The sequence below is a fragment of the Bosea sp. RAC05 genome (genome assembly GCF_001713455.1).
Lineage (GTDB): Bacteria > Pseudomonadota > Alphaproteobacteria > Rhizobiales > Beijerinckiaceae > Allobosea.
In genome coordinates this window covers 1,255,492-1,273,964 of record NZ_CP016464.1, presented here as the reverse complement: position 1 = coordinate 1,273,964, position 18,473 = coordinate 1,255,492, and the positions used below count along the sequence as shown (strand labels likewise).

The 18,473-nt window shown below is 64.1% G+C and carries 16 protein-coding genes; 3 read left to right on the top strand and 13 right to left on the bottom strand.

What is annotated here, in order from left to right; genetic code table 11:
- Positions 1 to 94: 94 nt before the first annotated feature.
- The 7 genes from BSY19_RS09430 to BSY19_RS26975 form a co-directional block, all read right to left on the bottom strand.
- Positions 95 to 1,003: a hypothetical protein gene (locus BSY19_RS09430; protein WP_069053946.1), complete on the bottom strand. Its 909-nt coding sequence runs from the start codon at positions 1,001 to 1,003 to the stop codon at positions 95 to 97.
- A 94-nt stretch (positions 1,004 to 1,097) separates the two neighbouring features.
- Entirely contained in the window at positions 1,098 to 1,955 is an 858-nt protein-coding gene (locus BSY19_RS09425) for a hypothetical protein (RefSeq protein ID WP_150129560.1), read from the bottom strand.
- A 125-nt stretch (positions 1,956 to 2,080) separates the two neighbouring features.
- Complete coding sequence (locus BSY19_RS09420) at positions 2,081 to 3,283, bottom strand: AAA family ATPase (protein ID WP_069053944.1); 1,203 nt, start codon at positions 3,281 to 3,283, stop codon at positions 2,081 to 2,083.
- A gap of 151 nt (positions 3,284 to 3,434) precedes the next feature.
- Positions 3,435 to 4,331: a hypothetical protein gene (locus BSY19_RS09415; RefSeq protein ID WP_069053943.1), complete on the bottom strand. Its 897-nt coding sequence runs from the start codon at positions 4,329 to 4,331 to the stop codon at positions 3,435 to 3,437.
- Positions 4,332 to 4,494: 163 nt separating this feature from the next.
- Positions 4,495 to 5,934, bottom strand: coding sequence for a hypothetical protein (locus tag BSY19_RS09410; protein ID WP_069053942.1), 1,440 nt, complete (start codon positions 5,932 to 5,934; stop codon positions 4,495 to 4,497).
- Positions 5,934 to 6,380, bottom strand: a complete 447-nt coding sequence (locus tag BSY19_RS09405; RefSeq protein ID WP_069053941.1) for a hypothetical protein — start codon at positions 6,378 to 6,380, stop codon at positions 5,934 to 5,936. The genes BSY19_RS09410 and BSY19_RS09405 overlap by 1 nt, the downstream gene beginning before the upstream one ends.
- Before the next feature lie 180 nt (positions 6,381 to 6,560).
- Positions 6,561 to 9,101 (bottom strand): MobA/MobL family protein, encoded by a 2,541-nt coding sequence (locus BSY19_RS26975; RefSeq protein ID WP_150129559.1) that lies wholly within the window; start codon positions 9,099 to 9,101, stop codon positions 6,561 to 6,563.
- Positions 9,102 to 9,276: 175 nt separating this feature from the next.
- On the opposite strand from BSY19_RS26975, the gene BSY19_RS09395 reads away from it, so the two are divergent.
- Together BSY19_RS09395 and BSY19_RS09390 are read left to right on the top strand one after the other, a co-directional pair.
- Positions 9,277 to 9,633: a hypothetical protein gene (locus tag BSY19_RS09395; RefSeq protein ID WP_069053939.1), complete on the top strand. Its 357-nt coding sequence runs from the start codon at positions 9,277 to 9,279 to the stop codon at positions 9,631 to 9,633.
- Positions 9,633 to 9,953 (top strand): hypothetical protein, encoded by a 321-nt coding sequence (locus BSY19_RS09390; RefSeq protein ID WP_069053938.1) that lies wholly within the window; start codon positions 9,633 to 9,635, stop codon positions 9,951 to 9,953. The genes BSY19_RS09395 and BSY19_RS09390 overlap by 1 nt, the downstream gene beginning before the upstream one ends.
- A 48-nt stretch (positions 9,954 to 10,001) precedes the next feature.
- Here BSY19_RS09390 and BSY19_RS09385 read toward each other — a convergent pair whose 3' ends face one another.
- The 6 genes from BSY19_RS09385 to BSY19_RS09360 form a co-directional block, all read right to left on the bottom strand.
- Complete coding sequence (locus BSY19_RS09385) at positions 10,002 to 10,766, bottom strand: hypothetical protein (RefSeq protein WP_069053937.1); 765 nt, start codon at positions 10,764 to 10,766, stop codon at positions 10,002 to 10,004.
- Between the two features lie 292 nt (positions 10,767 to 11,058).
- Positions 11,059 to 13,602: a S8 family peptidase gene (locus tag BSY19_RS09380; RefSeq protein WP_069053936.1), complete on the bottom strand. Its 2,544-nt coding sequence runs from the start codon at positions 13,600 to 13,602 to the stop codon at positions 11,059 to 11,061.
- Positions 13,603 to 13,622: 20 nt separating this feature from the next.
- Positions 13,623 to 14,666 carry an AAA family ATPase gene (locus tag BSY19_RS09375; protein ID WP_069053935.1) on the bottom strand — a complete coding sequence of 348 codons (1,044 nt, stop codon included), beginning with the start codon at positions 14,664 to 14,666 and terminating at the stop codon, positions 13,623 to 13,625.
- A 755-nt stretch (positions 14,667 to 15,421) separates the two neighbouring features.
- Positions 15,422 to 15,865 carry a DUF411 domain-containing protein gene (locus BSY19_RS09370; protein WP_150129558.1) on the bottom strand — a complete coding sequence of 148 codons (444 nt, stop codon included), beginning with the start codon at positions 15,863 to 15,865 and terminating at the stop codon, positions 15,422 to 15,424.
- 9 nt (positions 15,866 to 15,874) lie between these two features.
- Positions 15,875 to 17,320 carry an ATP-binding protein gene (locus BSY19_RS09365; RefSeq protein WP_069053934.1) on the bottom strand — a complete coding sequence of 482 codons (1,446 nt, stop codon included), beginning with the start codon at positions 17,318 to 17,320 and terminating at the stop codon, positions 15,875 to 15,877.
- Positions 17,317 to 18,081 (bottom strand): response regulator, encoded by a 765-nt coding sequence (locus tag BSY19_RS09360; RefSeq protein ID WP_069053933.1) that lies wholly within the window; start codon positions 18,079 to 18,081, stop codon positions 17,317 to 17,319. Before BSY19_RS09360 ends, BSY19_RS09365 begins: the two co-directional genes overlap by 4 nt.
- A 173-nt stretch (positions 18,082 to 18,254) precedes the next feature.
- Between BSY19_RS09360 and BSY19_RS27510 the strand changes: the two genes are divergently transcribed.
- The gene (locus BSY19_RS27510) at positions 18,255 to 18,470 is read left to right on the top strand and encodes a hypothetical protein (RefSeq protein WP_150129557.1); all 216 of its coding nucleotides are present in this window, start codon (positions 18,255 to 18,257) and stop codon (positions 18,468 to 18,470) included.
- Positions 18,471 to 18,473 lie beyond the last annotated feature (3 nt).

The window sequence follows — 18,473 nt, the reverse complement described above, 5'->3', positions numbered from 1 at the left end:
AGGGTGACAACCAGTCGGCTGCATCTCCTCCCTCTCAAGCCAAAAGGGCGCCCCGCAGCGGGACGCCCCTTCCTGTCGTGGCTCTTGCTGGTGCTCAGGCGAGCGGGTGCGCCGCGAGCATGTCGCGCAGGGATTCGCCCATTTTCCGGGCCAGCGTCAGCGTTGCCGCAAGACGCGGCGTCGGGTGCGGGATGACGTCGCCGGCAAGCCTGGACCAGCGCTCGATTTCGGCGTGAGCCGGAGCGACCGCGATGCGAAGGAGCGCGATCCGGGCCTGGAGCTGCGCGCTCTCGAGCGCCATGGCGATGTCGTCATGCTGCTGGCGCGCGAGGTCGCCGTCCACGAGCATCGCCGCCAGCCGCGTGGCGGCCCGGGCGTGAAGCTCGACGTCGCGGTAAAGGGCCTCGAAGTCCGAATCCTCGACGACGAAGGCGCGCAGCGATGCGGCGTCCTCGACGCGATGCACGGTCGCCGCGCTTTGGGCCGAGGCCAACTCGCGATACCGCGACACGGCATGGGCGAGAGCGTTCGTGGCAACCGCCCCGGCGGTGGTAGCAGAGAGGGTCTCGATGCCGAACGCGGCGCGGGCGAGCGGTTCGAGCGTCGGGTCATCGAGTTCTTGGACCGCCCGGAGGAGGGCAAAGCCATGCTCGCGCTGCGCGTGCCGATCAGCAGCCGTACGGGCCGGCAGCAGCGCGAGCGCGAGCGTCGCCTCCTCGTTCAGGATGGCCAGGGCATGCGGCGTCGCGACGTGATCGCGGACGAGGTAAGGGGCGGACACCTGCGCCAGTTCGATGAAGTGCTCGAGCTCGGCGGTGCGCTGGGTGCAGCGCGCCGCGATGGCGACGAGCGAGGGGCTGTTGCGGATGAACCCGGCATAGTCGCTGTCGCTCGGGTTCGTGAGGCTCAACGCGGCCAGTTCGCCGATGACGGGGCGGATCGTGGCGTCGAAGGCGATGTGGTGCAGGGAGATCGGGCTGGAATGGCTGCTGGCGGTGGTCATGTCTGTCTCTGGATCGAAGGGATGATGGCCGCCGAGGGGCGACGGGATGGGGATGGAGCAAGCGCCGGGCGCGGCGAGCGCCCGGCGCGGGCGATCAGGCCACGGCCGGCTGCGGGCCTGTGGACGTGTGATGCCTCAGCGCATGCTGGCTCGGGCTCGCCCAGCTCTGGCAGGCGGCAGGCGCGATGCCGGTGACGTGCTCGAAGAGGATCTGCTCGATGATGGCGAGCAGCCGGTCGGCGTCTTCGCCGCGAGGGCGGAAGAGGTAGAGCTCGTCGGCGGGCGAGATCCGCGTCGCGCGCCCGAAGCGATATACCGTGGCGCGCTGCAGATCCTTCGGCGCAAGGCCGAGCAGCGCGCAGTGCGCCGTTCCCGCCGGCGAGACCAGCCACCCGTTGAGGGAGGCGTTCTCCATCGCGGCGTGGAGCCGCTTGTCGAACTCGCGGGCCGAGAGGTCGTCCGGGAGAACGACAGAGATCGCGCGCGGCTGCAGCTCGATCGGCGCACCAGCCTTGGGTGCTCGGGTTGGAAGGATCTGCTGCAGCATCCACGCGTTGAAGCCCAGGTCGTTGACCGGCCCTGAGGCCGTCACGCGATACGACCCGTAGCGGTCCGCGTTCATCGCCCTGAGACGATCACGGGGATCGGCGCACTGGGTTGAGGACACTTTGTAGATTGGCAGCTGCAGATCCCGGGCGACGCCGAGGAGACCGGTGCGGGCGCCAGGGTTCGCGTAGCTCTGGCCGCAGGCGCCAACGTAGACGTTGACGCGGTACCCCGCCTGATAGGCTTCGGCGAAGCGCGACTGGCTGAACGCATCGGCCGGGAGGGCGGCGATGTCGTCGCCGCCGATGTGCTCCCAGTCGGTCGGGTACCACTTCGTGACGGCGGCGGCGGAATGGGTGGGCTGGATCGGGCGGCCGATCCGGGCCGAGGTCTTCTTGGTCGACATGGTCTTGAGCTTTCTTTGCTTCTGGTCGTGCACAGGTCCCCGGGGGTTCTTTTCCCAGAGCTTGCGTCCTTCGATTTCCCCTGGTTCGTCGGTCTTGGGTCTCTTCACCGGGCCGGTGCAGCTGGCTACTGACCGGCCCGGTCCCGTTCGCCCCTCGCGGCGAGGAAGCCGATCGGCCGCGCCTGCACCGCGCCGGCGACAAGCGTCTCGGCCGCGACGATGTCGGCGATCGTCAGCGCATCGCGCGCTTCAGTGGCGGCGAAGCCGAAGGCCAGCCGCAACAGCTTGCCGAGGCGGCGCGGATTGTGCCTTGCGGCCCGACGCAGCACGTCCTGCGTGGGCATGGCGACGCAGCCGCGCAGCTCGGCGACGATGTTGGCGGCGATCAGCCCGGCGACGGCAAGAAGCGCCTCATCACGCGGTGGGGCGATGGTGAACACCGTCAGCCGGTCGATGATGAAGTCAGGCAGCGCATCGACATCATTGGCCGTGGCGACGAAGACCACGCCTGACAGATCGAACGGCACGCGGACAAATTCGTCCATCAGCGCGCGGCTGGTCTCGCCTTCGAGGACGGTCAGGAGGGTATGGTAGGGCTTCTCCGAGAAGTGGGTAGAGAGCTTGTCGACCTCGTCGAGCAGGACGACCGGCTGGGCCGTCGATCCCATCGCCATGGCCTCGGTCAGTTGCCCCATGCGCGCTGACTTCCACGACGTCGGGTGACCGACGACCAACGCCTGTGCGTCGCTGTTCGTGGCGCAGCTGATCGCGTGAATCTCGGTCCCGAGCGCGCGGGCGATCAGCTGGCTTGCATGCGTCTTGCCCGTGCCGGGCGGGCCCAACAGCAGGATCGGCGGGACGAAGAGCGGCGTGCCCGTGCGCAGGGACAGGATCGTGGCGCGGATGACGAGGTCGATCACCGCCTCGAAGCCCGGGCAAAGCCGGCGCGTCTGCGTCAGGGCGGCAACCATCCCGTCGGTGCCGAGCAGTTGGGGTCGGCGACCCTCCTGAGGGTCATGGTAGAGCGCGACCAAGCGGTCGAAGCGGAGCTGGTCGGACTCCGAGAAGCTCGGCAGGGGTGAGCCGAGATACTCTTCTCGGTCACCATGCCATTGGCGACCGATCAGTAGCTCGATCTGCCGCAGGGCTACACCGTGGTCGTAGACGCGGACCGAGTGGGGCGCGTTGACAACCGCCTCGGGGATCAGTGACTCGGCCGGCAGCACCGGCGCCGAGGGCGGATCCTGCGCCGCGACTGCGAGGACCTTATCGTCGGCCATCTCGGTGATGTTGCACTCAGGCGAGCCCCTGCGGCGGCGAATGGTCATGTCTCATCACGTCCCAAGTCCGCGGCGGGAACATCCTGTCGCGGGGTGGCCTGTCCGGCCCTCAACGCGCGCGGCTCGAACGGAAACAGGCGGCGCCTTCCGGGCGCCGCCTGTCAGGTCTCAACGTTAGTGGAAGCCGTCAGGCTGCCGGCTAGCCGCTAGCCGGATGGGCCGCCGCCATGTCGCGGAGCCGGTCGCCAACGGAGATTGCCAGGATGAGGGTTGCCGCGACCTGCGGCGGCGACTCGTTGATCGCCGCGTAGACGTGATCGAGGGCGGCATCGCGATCAGGCAGGTGCGTGGCGAGGGCTAGCCTCGCAAGTGCGATGCGCTGCTGCAGGGTTGCACCATCCGCCGCCGCACCTGTCAGCCTCCTGTCTTCCGGCGACAGGTCACGACGACGCAGGCTCTTTCTGAAGCAGTCGGCCATCTCACCATGATGCAGCGCGTCCTGCACCAGCGCGCCGATATCTGGCTGGGTCTCCAGATAGTGCAGCAGCGTGTCGCGCTCTTCCAGCCGGTGGACGGTGGCCCGGCTCTCTGTGGACGTCCCCAGCAGACGGGTGATGTAGGAGAGAATGTCCGAAGTGACTTCGTCGGCATCGATATCGCCGAGCTCGAAAGTGATCTCGATCACTTCACGAAGCTCGTTGGTTTCCGGCTTCTCGAGCCTGCGAAGCATGGCGTGGCCCTGCTCGCGCCGGGCATGGCGGTCTGCGCCGCTCCGAGCAGGGATCAGAGCCACAGCAATGCTTGCGACGGACTTGAGCCGGACGACAGCGTGGAGCTGGCCGACATGCCGGAAGAAGATGTCGGGGTCGCTGCCGTCGGTCAGCGCGATGAAGCGCTCGTGCTCCTGGGCGTGCTGGAATGCGCGCGTGGTCATCGCGACGATGGCCGGCAGATGGGAGAAGAATCCGGCATAGTCGCGCAGAGTCGGCGCGTTCAGCGTCACTGCGGCGAGTTCGTCGATGACGGGACGCAGGGTCCTGTCGATCCTGAGGTCGCGCAGGGTCGCTGGCGCCCGCTCGCGATGGGATTTGGTCATGATGTGATCGTCCTGGAATGTGCCCTGAGATCCCGGGGGTGTTTTCCCGTTCGCCTCACCGCTCTTGGCTTTGGCCTCCTCGTCAGGTCGTCGTAAAAAAAGGCGCGGGCCATAAGGCCAGCGCCCCTCCTGTCATCGTGTCTGGCTGACTGATCTCAAGCCGCTAAAGACCGCTGTCCGTGCTACCGCCCCACCGAGAGGGCAGCGATGCCATTCGCGTCACCTCTGCTAGGCGGCCCTCAAGCCAACGACAGATGTCGTCGATGCGGGCGAGGCGCTCCGGGTCAGCCGTTTCACGCAGTTCTGCGCAGCGGCTGATCGCCGCCGGGAGGGTCAGCCAAGGCACGGGATCGGTCGTCGTCAGGCGGTGCTGCAGCCAGTCGCGCCCTTCCTGCCACTGCTCCGGCGTTAAGGACTCCGGCGCGTGCTCGAAGACAAGCGCGCGCGAAAAAGCCTTCAGGCGATCATCCTCGATGTGCCGTTCGCCGAACGCGTAGCGCTTAGACCAGTCCAGTTCGTGCCAGTGCGCGGCGCGGCCAACGTCCTCTTTGGAAGGGAAGCCGTCATACAGCCGCTCTTCCGGCCATGGGCTGGGCTGGCGATCGGCAAAGCGGTTGGCCAAGGCAACCGTCAGGTTTCGCCAGAAGCCATCATCGGCATGGATGAGCCGGAGCCGGTCGTTGTAGACCGCGTCGCTATCCCGCCGGCAGGTGGCCGCCATGGTGACCTCGGGCGACCACGGCAGAAGCATGGGCTGGGCGTTTGCCTTCACCGTTTTGATCGGCCGCTCGCCCTTGGCGACCATCAGCGAGATGAGGTCGGCTGCCGAGAGGCCGAGATACGAGTAAGGATCGATTGACAGGTCCGCCACCGCCCAGCTCGCCCCGTTGTTAGGGGCTGGCATGAGGGCGGTAATCGGTACGATCCGGCCAAAGTCGGCGAGCCCGACAATGCCGCCCGCCGAAAGGCGCCGGATGGCTCCGGATTTGTGGGCATTCTCCATCATGTCCGCGACGAGGTCGGGTGCGCGCTGTCGCATCAGCCTGAACAAGGCGATGGTGGCGCGGACGTCATTGCTTGCGTCATGTGCTTCGTCCTCGCCAAGAGCGATGCCATTTGCCCGACAAACCTCGCCCAGCCGGTAGACCGGCTTGCCGCCCAGCTTGGGGATCGAGATCGCCGACGGCCGGATTTGAGCCAGCGTGCGGACCATCGGCAGGACGTCAGCGCGGCGGAAGCCGGTGCCTGAGGTCAGGTACGGCGGAAGCAGCGCCTGATGAAAGGTGGTTCGGAGGACTTCCTCGTCAAATTTGAGGGAATTGAATCCTATCATCGTCGCTGGCGTCCATGACGCCAGGAGGCGCGCGATCGCAGTCGCCATGTCGAGATGACTGAAGCGGGCGGCTTCCAGCTGGTCGGGAGTGAATGAGGTGACCAGCATCGCATCGGGCGCAGGCACGACGTGCTGAGGCACCCTGCCATGCAGGACGACCTCGTCCTGGATGACGAGATCGTCGTCGACCCAGGTGAAAGCGGCCTGCACCGGTACGGCGAAGGCCGTGAGTCCGGTCGTCTCGAGATCCCAGAAGATGTAGCCGGGCATCAGTGCGTCCCCGCTTCAGACTTGACGCCGAGGGGCAGCTTGGTCAGCACGATGCCGAGATCACGGGCGTCCTGGTGCATCGCCATCTCGATCATGGCGGCGGCACGCGATCGCCGCATCTCGTCATCGTCGCGGGCCATTGCCTCGTAGATCGTGATCTTGAGCTCGAGGATCGCCGCCACCATGGCGGGCGGCTCGGCCAGGAGAACCGCGAAGCGTCGCGCGGCGCAGCGGGCCCCTTCGCCGAGCTGGCGACCGTTGAGGTCGCCGTAGTCGCCGTAGATCCGGCCGGGATCCTGCTCCAGCAGGAGTGCATGCGCCATGCATGCCTCCCAGCGGAGATACAGGCTGTCAGCCTGCTGGTGGCTCGTATAGGCGCGCTGGTACAGGCGCATCTCGTCGTCATCCGGGCGGGCGTTGTCGACGCCGGTCGTCTTGGTCGTCATGGGAAGAAGAATCCGTCTCGAAGATCAGGCCCACGGCCGCCCTCGTCGGGTCATGCTCCTGGGGGTCCTCGTCATCGAGTTCCGTATTGCTCTTCTCTCCAGAATCTTCGTTTCCAGCTCCCGCGTCACTAGAGATAACCGGGATATGTCGCGCGGTGCGCGCGCGACCGGACCACGGCGTCAGTCCCGATCCGGCAAGAAGAGGTCACGGACAATTCGGCGGCTCCTGCGTGATCGCATAGCTACCGAAAATGGGCCGTCTATCGCTGCCGGGATCCCTACTCCATCGCGTTGTTGGAGCATGTGCCGTAGCTCGGGAAATTTACTGCGGGCGATATCAGCATTCAAATCCGGCCAACCGCGCGGAGAGGCCGGCTCGTCTACCGAGGCAAGCCGCTCCTTTGAGCGATGGGAGAAGCTTTCAACCGTCTCGTTCGACAGCCTGGCCAAGACCGACATGGCGTGGGATGTTGGTTTGTGATCGACCATCAATCTGTCAGCGACCTCGTCGAGCAGCAGCTTATCGTCAGTGCCGATGAAGGCGACGGTCTGAGCTGTATCCGATGTCGTCGGTGACCGCGTTTTCTCCGAGGTTTTTACCTCTGACCGAGCGCCGTGAACCGCCTCCAGTCCCGGGTAGATCCCTATGCCAAGTTCGCCCGACGTTACCATCTGCGGCGCGAGAGGTCGCGGGAGCGACACTGGTTTGGCGCTCGGCCCAGCCTTAAGCCATTTCTCGTTTGCATCGAGCGACCCGCGCTCATGCCGATCTCTCATTTCCACCGCTTCGTCATCGAATGACCGCGCGAGTTGTGTAATCACCGCAAGGCGGACGAGAGGTTCGATGCCGGAGACCTTGTCCAGGGCATTTAACTTCAGGCGCGCGCCATCTGCCCATCCGCGAAATTCCTCATCCTGCTTTTCGGCCAGCTGGCGAGCGCGCGTTTCGATCACCTCGGCGAATCTCGTGAGACTTTTTGTGAAGGTGTATCGGAATGTGGCGGCCTCCGCCGCTGCCGCCTTCTTGTCGCGGGCGCGCGAGACTCCGAGCTCAGTGACTTCGCGTGCTACGTCCTGGCGACGCGCGATCTCTTTTTGCAGCGCCAGATTCGTTCTCTCAATGGATTGTGCGGTATGTGGCTCCAGACATGCAGCCATCAGGTCGGACTTGATGGACTGATTGACCTGTCCAAGTATTGCTTCGACGACAGCGACTCTCTTGTCCAGTTGCGGCTGCGGCTGCCTTCTGTGCCGGCCAACTCCCGGTTTATCCTGCTTCACAGCGGGGCTGAGATGGATGATGGGTTTGGTCGAATTGTGGGCTTTTGCCGGTTCATCCACAACGCGTTCGCGTGCAACCTGTCTCCGCAGCAGCCCCGCTGCGTAAAGTTCCAAGATGGGCATGTCTCCATGGAGCGGCTCTACCAAACGTGTCAGCGCGAGGTCCGACATTGGAGTTTTGCTGATGCTCGCCGTGATAGCTTTGAGGTGCTGAATGCATGCTTGGAGGAACACCATAGACGTTCCCGCTGCCAGAACGTCGCGGGGAGCTTTTGGCTTCGCCTTTTTGACGGCGGTGATCGGCTGAACAAATGAAGTTGATGGAGCTGCGCCTTGCTCGGGCGGCCAGCCAAGACGATGTCCGCCGTCAATCTGTCTCGCAAGTTTTTCGCTGGCGTAAAATTCGAGGACCGGCACGGTCCCGCCTAGCGTCTCAACAAACTGCTTAAGCATTAGCGCTGTCGAGGAACTCCGGCCGACGCTGTTGGAGATGCCCTGCAGGCGCTTGCGGGTACAGGCGCGAAGCAGCGCGGTGTCAGGTCCGACGGCAGGAGCAGTTTGGCGCATCTTCGTCGTGCTGAGCATTTCGAATGGTGCGACCGGCGACGGTGTAAATGTCGGTACCACTTGCGGGTCTTTTCGCGCGGAAAGATGAACTGCCCGCTCTGCGCGCCAGTCCCCATGGTGCAGTCCCTTACGGGCCTGCCGCTTTTCAAACTCTATCTGACCGCGTGATACGTAGGGAACCGGCTGGAAGTCGAGACCGCGCCGCTCGAAAGAGCGGTGATCGACAGGGTGGCCCAACTCGGCCGACAACAACCCCGCCCATTTTTCGCGAATGTGTTCGATCGTGGAAGAGATGGTTTTCTGGCTGCCGTCTCGCTTCGTGTAGCGGATCTCTTCGGAGGTGCCCGCCTCACGTTTGCGCGTTGCCACGCCGTCGAGGGCACGCACCTTCTTTCCGAAATTCGTTGCTGCAAACGACCGCGTCGTCATCAGGAAATGGGCGTGGTCCCATGGATGGTCACGTTTGTGGTGAGCGGCGTACTGAACGCCGAGACCGAACTCCGATGTAAGATATGTGGCGAACGCCACCGTGACGCGCTCGGCGGCTTCCGGCGAGAGCGCGTGAGGCAACGAGCATCTCATATGGCTTGCGATCCGGGGCAGACTACGCGACCGCATCTGATAGTCGCCATCCTTGCGCCGTTCGAAACGGTCTGCTCGCAGCCAGACTTCTTTGGGCGACATTGATAGGCCGTCCGGGAGGCTCAGGCCTGACAAGGCGATGTCGGTCTTGGCGTGCGGATTGTTGACGCGATGACCTTCGAAGCTCCGCAGGCCCGCGATATAGGCCGCGACCAAACCCGCACTGGCCGCGCCGAGATGCCGCTTGGCACGGACCCAGCTTGTCGCCAAATGCATGGTTCTGTCGAACACGGTAGACCTCGTTTTGCCTTCCTAAACCCCGCAGGGACCGCGCAGTCTGCGTCGCTTTGCGGCTCAGACTGCTATAGCGGGCCCAAGGGGCTTCGCCCCCTGGGGACCCCCTTTTAATATGCTCGTTAATTATATTCAACCCATTATATTGAGCTGGCTTTCGTGATGTGCATATATGGTCATTGTGTTCGACTCCGAGCACGACATGAAAGGGTTTGAGATGAGCGAAGCGATCGAGAAGGCGTTGAAGGGTTACGTCAAAGCGAACGCGCGTGAGCACAGGCTCCGCGCCAAGGTCTTCGACGGAGTGCGGGAGATCTTCGAAACGACGCGCACCCACCACGTGCTGCAGGCGGCTTATAACGCGGCCAAGAACTCGTCGCCGAAGGGGAAGCGCGATCTCGCCGAAGCGCTCGTCGATGCGGCGGCCCGCAGCGACTATGTGATGCCGAAGGAAGGTGACTTCACGCCTGCTGTTGAAAAGAGGCGGCGGGAGATCGCCGCTGCGAAGGTCAAGGCGGTGACGGCGTGATGACCAACGACGAGCGCAAGGCGCGCGACGACGAAATCGCGCGGCGCGCATGCGACCTGCTGCAGGCGTCGATCCATCTTGGGTCGCCGCGATTAAGGCCCGAAACGTGCGTAAAACTCATCAGCACGATCTGGGGGGTCGCATCTTCCCCTTTTATCCAGCAGGTCGCGACAGAAGCGCACGACAACCCCGTCAAGTCGATGGCATCAGTGACCGACGATCTTGATGCCGACGAGACCAAGCGACGCGACGCTGAGGCGAAAGTAGCGCGTGAGCAGGCCGAGCTAGTGAAGGATGCCCTGGCCAGTCCGCAACGCTGAGTCACAGTTTGACGTTAAGAATGGCTCGGTCGTTTGACCGAGCCATTCTCATGTCCAGTCCTCCTGGATAATGCGTGTCATCTCCACCACCGAGCACGTGTCGATTTTCAGATCGTTGATCCAGCGGCCATATCGCCTCGGATCCCTGTCGCTCTGGATCGCTACAATCGTCGTGATGCCGACCTGCGATGCGGCCAGGATGAGCGCTGCATCATGGACGAAGCGCGAAGCCCTTTCTTTTTCACTCTCGTTTGGGCGAGGCGCCAGGACACCGAGCTCTTGATTCTTGTCCTGCCGAAACGAGAGATCGAACGAGCCAAAAGGTTCGATCCGGCGTGGCGCGGTCTCGGTGGATCCGGTCCATCGATCAAGGCGCGCAATCTTGCGGCGGACTGCATTGAGATAAACGTCCACACTGTCGCTGGTCTTTGCAGGGACTGGTTGAAGGCGCGAGCCTTCATAGCCGCGCTTGACGTCCGCAAGGCTGATTTCGGCCCGGTGATATCGGATCGCCGCGCAAGACGCTTCGACCGCATCATGTGTGTGCCAACGCGCGATGATCTCGGTCAAATTGTAGGAGCTTCGCTCAAGCGCGTGGGCAAGCTCTCGGTCCGTCGCGAACACGTCGCGGATGAAGCGCACTCCAGCGATCAGGCGCCGGACGTGCTGTTCCGTGATCCCGTTCTCAGCCGCTATCTCCGCCATGGTGGCTGCCTTTGTCGCGTTGTGCGACTCCGCCATCAAGCGCTCGGCGTGGGACCCCAGCGCGACCCACTCAGCGATCTCGTTTGGATTTAGTCGCTTGCGTGACATGATAAGCGATCTTCGAACTTCGGTACCTCAGGGCATGCGGCGACCGCATGTTCACGCAGACATATATGTGTTCGTGTCTCACGCTGCAATTCATACGCCCCGCCGGTGACACATGAACAAGAACACTTGCAGACGCCCGGGTCACCGGAAGAGCAGCTTGGGGTCTATAGCTCAAGGCGCGCATATATCCCATTCCGATACGCCGCACCCGCGTGCGGCGGACGAGTATGGCGCGTAGCTGTCGCTGGCAACGTCCGCTTGCGGGCCAGAGCTTGGGCAAATCGGCTTCCCGTCAGTGCTCAACCACAACAGCTTCACGAACTGCTACCTGCGCGACAATCTCACTATGGAGGTCAACCGCTTGACCTGCTGCGCAGATGGAGATGACGAGCGCATACCGTCCTCGGTCAGTGACCCGCCGTTGCCCTGCGTGAGACTTCCACCAACCGCCCACAGGATAAACAGCGATCGCGTCGTGGCCTGCGAGATCGACGGCGTAGCCCCTCCATAGGTCACAGTGCAGGGATCCTGCCTGAACAGCTTTGGGCCCGAGGAGCCAGCAATCAGTCTCCTTTTCGGAGGCCGAGCCGTCCCGTTCCTGAGCGGCGTTGATACGCGCGCGGAAAGTCGCCTCGGTCTCGGTGCGCTTCTTCATCGCGAACCGCAGGCCGAAGGAGCGGTATGTGTCAGGCCGGGTCGCTGCCTTTCCTGTCAGGTTCGGTTCGATAAAGTAGGACAGCGTCACCTTCATTGTGACAATCTCGTTCTCGATCTGCTCCAGCGCCGCTCGCGGCCAAGGCAGATCGTAAAAGTGCATCTCGTTGAAAACTGCGGACCGGCCATCGGCGCCGAACGCAAACGGCTGGATCTCGGCCTCCGCGACCATCGTCAGGTCGTTGCGGGCGGACAGGACAGCGCGATCAATGTCCGGTACGCCGTAGCCGACCTCGCGCAGCACCTTCTGCTTGTCAGCTTTGGAGCCGGTTTTCCAATGAGCGCCTCGGCCGATCAGCGTTTTGCGGATGGGCTGAGGCCAAGCCGCCGAATCCACGGTCAGCGCCCGGTACGTCTCGGGCCAGAGTTCCGGCAGGGCGGCCTGGAGTCGGCCGATGAAGTTTCCCGCCATGCCGGCGGCTGCGCTCGTCGCCCAAAACGGCACCAACGGCTCGGCCGCCACGTTCGAGCCGGGGGCCAGCAAGGAGACGGCCTCATGCCACGCGCAGAACCCCGCGTCGTCGGTAAGCATGTTGCCCGCCTCGAACAGCACCTCGGGCTTGATCGGCGTCAGATCATCAGGCAGCGACTGCGACCCTCTGCTGAACGGACTGCGGTGGTTCGCGGGCACCGAGGGCTCGAGCGCAGGCGGCGGAGCTGGCAGTTGCTCCTTCCGCGTGAAGCCGCCAATCGTCAGCGCATTCCAGCTTTGTGCTGGGTCCTCGATTGGTTGCGAGGGCATGACGTGCGCCATCAGGCCGCCGGAGACGTTGCCTGTCGCGACCAATACGAGCCGCTTTGTTGCTTCGGATGCGGGCACGCCGTCGGCAGCGTCGCCCAGCATCGCACCTGACGCCACCTGATCTAGCGCTCCGCTCCAGGTCGATGGGCGGTTCGGCGGAAAGTCGACGGCCGAGGTGGCGAGGCAAAAGGCCCGCGTCTCGCCCGGCCGCTCGATCTCGACCTGCGCGATGGCGCCCTGTGTTACAACCCCGTAGCTTGGCGGCGTGGTCGCCGGAAACCCGTTGGGCGGCAAAAGCTTCATCGACTCGACATTGTGGGTGAGCGCAATGGGCTGAGCACCGTTCATGTGCGGCTCGAGGTCGCCATAGAGTATCAGGCCGGCAATAGCCGTTCCATGGCCGCCGTGCGGGGCATGATCGTCAGCGCCCCAAGCGGCATCATAGGCCCAGGCGCCCCTAAGGCCGGGTGCGATGAGGGGGTGCTCGGCCGCCACCCCAGTGTCAAGCGCACATACGACCGGCGCTCCGTCCGACGGCAGCAGAACTCGTCCAGCGAGCTCTGCCACCCAGTCATGGTGGGCGATGCCGCCAGCGCCGCGATCAAGGAATGGTTCGATGGTGCCCGTGGCGCGGCGGATCTCGGCTACCGCGCCAGGGATATGTCCGGCAAAGGTGGTGAGTCGCCCGACCGCGGCATGGACGAAAATGACCGTCGTGTCTGGAAAGAGCAGGCGGTCGGCGTGGACGTCTAGGTTGGCTGCGCGCGCGAGCACGGCTACGCGCTCGGCTCTACCCGACCAACCTTGAATCCATAGCTCCCACCAGAGGATATCCGGGGCGTCGAAGTCTACATCGCCGACAAACAGAGAGCGGACTGGGGCGGCGACGAACGTCTCAAGCACCTCGAAACGATCGATGTCCGTTCGGCGCGCGTTTCCCGGGTCGCGACCATAAGCGGCGATGCGGCCTTGTAGGAACGCGCGCGCGTCGTCGGGAACGAACAGGAGCGCGCTTTCGCTTCGGTCGTCACGGCGCTCGGTTCTAAGAACGACAATGTCCTGTGTGGTAAAGTCTAGGCCAGCGGGTACCTTCGTCGCCTTGGCTCGCGACGCCTCATCCGGCGGCCGTGTCACCACCTCGACAACCGTCCCTGCCTTCAAGCCTTGGATCACCAAGCGCAGATCTGCGCCGGGCGCGGGCATCGCGCCCAGGGCCTGGCTCAGTTGGTCTAGGAGGGCGTCGGCGTGTGCGGCATAGTCGTCCCGCAGCGGCTTTCGCTGTTGCGCGCGCGTAGGGTACTCGTATTGCGTCGCCTCTCGGAACGCGTTGATCGAGATATGCGGATGTTCCCGCCTCCCAAATTCATCAGGCTCCGCCATTCTCAGACAACCTCGAGCAATTATCCGTCATCTATCCGGCGGGCGTCGCCGCTCTGCCGGCCGTTTGGACGGCGGAATTTGCCCTTGAGGGTCTGGCGGTTCTGGAGCGCCCGGGCAAGTGCCTCGGCCAACACCTTGGGCGTGCCTTCGAGGATCGCATCCTTCACCACAGCGTCGGCAGCGCGGACGAGTTCACCCTGGCTCAGGCCGTTGGGCGCTAGCTCGATCGCGGACCAGGAGCTCGGGCTGAGCTTGAACTTCCCAAGCCGCCTCTCGAGGACTGCGCGTGCGGCCGCTGGATCCGGGAGGTCATATTCGATCACTTCGTCGAACCGTCGCGCCAGCGCTTCGTCAAGGATCTCGACGTGATTGGTCGCCGCCAGCACGAGGCTGTCGGTCGAGTTGCGCTCTTCCATGAAGGCCAGCACGGAGTTGAGCACGCGCCGTATCTCGCCCACATCGTTTGGGTCGCCCCGACGAGCGCCGATCGCATCGAACTCGTCGAGAAGATAGACGCCCCGCTGCTGCGCGATCTGGTCGAACAGGAGGCGGAGCTTTCCAGCTGTTTCGCCGAAGAAGCGGCTGAACAGCGCCTCAAGACGAACAGTGAACAGCGGCAAGTGGAGCTCGCCCGCAAGCGCGGACGCCGTCATGGTCTTGCCTGTGCCCGGCGGGCCCACCAGAAGCATATGTGTGGTCGGGGCCTGACCGTGATCGCGAAGCGTCGATCGCTCCTGCTGCTGTCGGACGACGCGGGTCAAACGGGCGTGCACATCATCCGATAGGACCATGCTGTCGAGCGTCACTTTGGGATAGGCACTCTCGACGAGGCCTTGCAGTTCCCCCCGCGGCCGAGCCAACGGGATAGGCGTCTGCCCGCCGGCCGGCCGGCCACTTCGGTGCTGATCGCGGGCCTTCTGGACGAGACGCTTCAGCTTGTCGGCATCATCTGTACGGCCCTGGCGGGCTTCCTGCGCGGCCACTTGCAGCGCGATGGAAAGGAACTGCTCCTCGTTACCCTCAATATGAGAGTTCAGGAGCGCGACGAGATGCTTTGTCGACATGGCACGCCCCCCTCCAGGCTATGACCCATCCGTGCCTGGATCGTATGCAGTAAACGACGCTACTGGCAAAACGTGGCCGGAGTCCTAAGGTTCGCAGAACCTCCACAGGAGACTTCGAGCGCTTCAGCGCAGCCTATCGCGGCCATACAGCTCACCCTGTCAAATCACAATTATTTCCACCAACGGTTTCGGCCGCTTTCCTGCCGTGAGCGCGGTGCCGGTGACTATCGAAACGGTTCGGCGGCTGGCTCGACGGAACACGAGCGGATCGAACTTGAGAACTCGATGGAACGCAAACTTCGATCGCCGTGAGTAGGTGTACCTCACCACCTTAGGGACGGATTCTTCGACCCGTTAAAAGTGCGTCGAGCTGATCGGCGTCAATTACAACCGTCCGGCTTGCGGTCGGCTGGGCCTGACGTCCGACCGGTTATCTTCATTGGAAGCGGGGTCGTGATCGGCGCCGATCATGACCCCGCTCTGACAGGCAATATGCCGTTCAAGTCAGCGGGTTGAAGGCAGAATTCGAGGGGGCAATCTTTGGCGCTGATTCACAGGCCCAGACCTCGGAGGAGGTGTTCTGCGTCGCAACCAGGCGCGGCGACATCCCCCAGCGGCCTGCGCCGACTAGCTCACCGCGCTCTCCCGGATGAAGCCAAAACGTCGGCCGCGATATGGGTCTTATAGCCGAAGATCGGCCCCAAAACACGTTAGCAGACCATCTAAGCGGCTAGGGGCGACCCGTTGATGACACCTTAATGCTTGCCGTAAATGCTCGTCTCGCCGTCAACCCCGACAAGCAGTGTCTCGAATTTCTCCGGCGCGACGCCTGGAACCTCCATTCCTGGCGATCCGACTGGCATGTCCGGGACAGCGAGGCCAAGCGCCGCCGGCCTCTCCTTCAAAAGTCTGCGGATATCGGAGGCTGGCACATGGCCCTCGACGATGTAGCCCTCAACGACTGCTGTATGGCAGGATTCTACCTTGTCCGGCACGCGCAAGGCGCGCTTGCTCGCAGCCATGTCGCGGCTTTCGACGATGCGGGGCGTGAAGCCGGCCTGTTCGAGATGCTTGACCCAAGCCTTGCAGCAGCCGCAAGTCGGGCTGAGATGGACATGAATATCCTGGGCTGCCGCTGGGAGGGCCGTGAGCGCCAGCGCCAGAGCCAGCACATGCGATGTCGTCATATTGTTCTCCATTGAGGACGATCAGATTTGTGCTGAGGCAGACGTTGACGGCGTCCTATCCGAAGAAGCGCCTCCGACGATGGCTTGCGGCAATCGCTGATCGCCCTGATCGAGCCGCGGCAGGGAGATCGTCACGCGCAAGCCCCCTTCCTGACGGTTCGCCAGCGAGATGTCGCCGCCATGTGCCGAGATGACAGCGCGTGCGATGGTGAGGCCGAGGCCGGAGCCGCCGGTTTCCCGCCCGCGCGATTCCTCAAGACGGATGAAGGGTTGGAAGACACGCTCCATATCGCCGTCTGGGATGCCCGGGCCGTCGTCCTCGACCGTGATCACCAAGTCAGCCGGCGTCTCGGCGATCGCGACGGTAACGTGTCCGCCATACTTCAACGCGTTTCCGATGATGTTCCAGAAGACGCGCTTCAGCGATAGCAGGCGTCCCAGCACCCGCCCATGGCCAACCCCGCTCAAGCTTACGGCCTGGCCCAGATCTGCATGGTCATCGACGATGGTCTCGATCACCGAGACGATGTCGATTGGCCTGATAACCTCGCTCGAAAGGCCGCCACGCAGAAACTCCAGCGTCGAGTTGATCATGCTTTCCATCTCGGCGAGGTCCGCGTCGACCAGGTCGCGCGTTGCCGCGTCCTCCATCAGCTCAGACCGCAGGCGCAGCCGCGTGATTGGCGTCCGAAGGTCGTGGGACACCGCCGCAAGCGCCTGCGTGCGCTCGGAGACAAGGTGCTGGATGCGCTCGCGCATGGTGTTGAAGGCGCGCGCCGCGCGGCGCACTTCGGCGGGGCCCGTCTCACTGAGCGGTTGAGGCGTCTGGTCAAGGCTGAAGCGCTCGGCTGCGAGCGCAAGGTCGCGCAGCGGCCGCGTCGCCCAGCGCAGCAGCAGGACGGCGACGACGACGATGGCGACGCCGAAACAGATCGTAACAGCCATCACGCTCCAGTCCGCATGCTGGGCGGCGCGCACTGTCGTCGAGGAAAAGTTGATCCAGGAGCCGTCGTCGAGCCTAACCGAGACCAGCATCATGTGGCGGTAGGCGTCGGCTTCTCCGGAGCCCAGCGCGCCGTCATCGGCGAAGCCGAGGCGGAAGGATTCAGAGGCCAAGTCTGGGACGAGCTCCTTGAGCCTGGCCGCCATCGCCGCTGTGCGCTCCGTCACGGGCGCTGTACCGAGAACCAAGCTGACTTTGCTCCAGTGAACCTCCAAGCTGGCGCTTGACAGATCATGGGCTGCACGGTCGCGCTCCGGCTCGTGCGGGATGCCGGCGATAGCGCGCTTGATCGAGACGATCCGCTCGGCCAGCCCCCGATCGCGCTGCGCCGTCGCCAGACTGTCGACGCCGACGCGGTAGGCCCAGTATCCAACAAGGTGTAGCGCGACCAGCGCTGCGACCAGGATGAGAATGGCCCTACTCGCCACTGTGTCGGGGAAGCCGCGCTTCAGAATGCGGGTCATGCCGATAGGCTTTCCTGCATTTGGATCGACGGCGTGAACATGTACCCGGCTCCGCGAATCGTCTTGATCAACTGTCCGCCCAGGGCGTCAGCGTCGAGCTTGCGGCGCAGGCGGCTGATCTGGACATCGATCGTCCGGTCGAAGGGGTCGTCGCTGCTCCTGGTCTTGGCAAACTGCATCAAGGCCTCACGCGAAAGGACGCGATTGGCGTGCTCGACGAAGGCGACCAGCAGGTCGAACTCGCCGGTGGAAAGATCGACCAGCGTGCCCGAGGGGGAGGTTAGCTCGCGCCGACGGAGATCCAATCTCCAGCCGTCGAATGCGACGGCCTCGCTGGCTCGGCCAGCGCTGCCGCCACGCGTGACGCGAGATCTGCGCAGGACCGCCCGAACGCGGGCGAGCAATTCGCGGGGACTGAAAGGCTTCGTCACATAGTCGTCAGCCCCCGCCTCCAGCCCGATGACGCGGTCGCCCTCGTCGGTGCGCGCCGTCAGCATCATGATCGGCACCTGCGACATCGCGCGAACATCGCCGCAGAGGTCGAAGCCAGATCGGCCCGGCAGCATCACGTCGAGAATGACGAGGTCGATCTCGGCATGCTGAAGGACGTCCAGCATGACGCGCCCGTCGGGAGCGCCTGTCACCTTGTAGCCCTGGCGCTGCAAGAAGCGGGCAACCAGGAGGCGGATCTGCGGGTCATCGTCCACCACGAGCACATGGCCGTGGTCGTCAGCTGCCTGACTGGTTCGGGTCTCGGTCACGTGCGTCCTTCTTCGCCACCTTCAGGCGGGTCGCGCCGGCGGGCCGACGGCAGGACAATAGCGCTCTCACTCCAATGATGCGCGGTCGTCTTCGCAACAATTTGTTACGGACGGCGGCGGCGTGCGGTTGCTACCCAAGCTCCATCGACACTCTGGGACCGACGCGAATCGCGATGGCTGCAAAACTGTCTCTTACCGCTCTGTCAGGGGTCTTGCTCGGCGCCTGCTCCGTCGGCCCTGTCCCGGTCCATCTGGCGCGGCCGGCGGACCCCGTCGCACGCGTGCCGGCCATCGCCTATCAGAGCGTTACTGCCGGCGTCACCACGATGCGGCCGGCCGAACCGAAGAACTGGCGCGAACTGAACCGTCGGGTGGGCCCGCAGCAGTGACCA